Source organism: Pseudomonas sp. LRF_L74 (genome assembly GCF_965644255.1).
In the GTDB taxonomy this organism is placed as follows: domain Bacteria; phylum Pseudomonadota; class Gammaproteobacteria; order Pseudomonadales; family Pseudomonadaceae; genus Aquipseudomonas.
The window spans coordinates 1-903 of the sequence record NZ_CBFFRH010000031.1 but is presented as its reverse complement, the minus strand read 5'-3'; the positions used below and the strand labels follow the sequence as shown (position 1 = coordinate 903).

The 903-nt window shown below is 48.4% G+C and carries 1 protein-coding gene; it reads right to left on the bottom strand.

Annotated elements, in window-relative coordinates; all coding sequences use genetic code 11:
* Positions 1-81: 81 nt before the first annotated feature.
* Positions 82-776 (bottom strand): IS1 family transposase gene (locus ACSZPK_RS26915; protein WP_437884675.1). Its coding sequence is split into 2 segments (ribosomal slippage): positions 82-530 and positions 530-776, totalling 696 coding nucleotides; the frame shifts between segments, so codons are not numbered across the junction.
* Between the last annotated feature and the right edge of the window lie 127 nt (positions 777-903).

The following is a 903-nucleotide window of genomic DNA, read 5'->3' as shown; positions in this document are numbered from 1 at the left end:
GTAATGGCTTAGAGCATAATATTAATACTCTATCTAAATATCTCGAAGCATTAGATATAAAAAATAAGGTAGTGCTTCCAATCAGTAGAACATGTACTTTTCAATGAAGGAACCGATGACTTTTTCGTGGATTTCCACGGAACGCGAGAAGCAGATTGTTTTACGTGCCAGCCGCTTTATGCGGGTGCGGAGGGTCAGGTTGTTACGTTCGATACGTTGCGTGAAGATTTTGCCGGTCAGGTGTTTCTCCTTCGGCACTTCTCTGGCGTAGCTGCCCCAGTCATCGCTGGTCACCATGCCGATACTGAACGGAGTCAACAGGGCTAACAGTTCCCGACAGGTCTCATCATTCCGTGGTCCGAAGGTGTAGGCCAGTACACCGCCCGTTTTAGTGTTGTAAGCGTACCAGAGCCAGTGTTGTTGCGCCTTGCTGCCAACGAAGCTCCACTGCTCATCGAGTTCACAGATAAGGGCAACATCAGCGTGAGCGACAGGCGCAGATGTTATCCGCCGGGGCGAGAGCTTTTTAATGTCCGTATGACGGTATTGATGCCGATTTTCAGTGTTCTGGCGGTATCGCGGACACCTGCGCCGTTATGTGCCATTTCAACGATCTGCTCCTTAACGCCGGGTTTTCTGGCTGCATAAGAGTAAGTGAGCTGGAAAACACGTTTACATGAGCGACAACGGAAGCGCTCATGCCGGGAACAACTACGACCATGTCGATAAACTTCATCGGAATGACAGCGCGGACAATGAACAGTAACGGTAGCCACGGAAACCTCAAATACCAGTAGATTACCAGAAACTTCTATCGATTGAAGGCATTACCCCTTTGTGATCGTATACTGGACTAAATATAGCAGAGGCTAAGAGCCTATCCCAAAAGGAACTGACGTATAA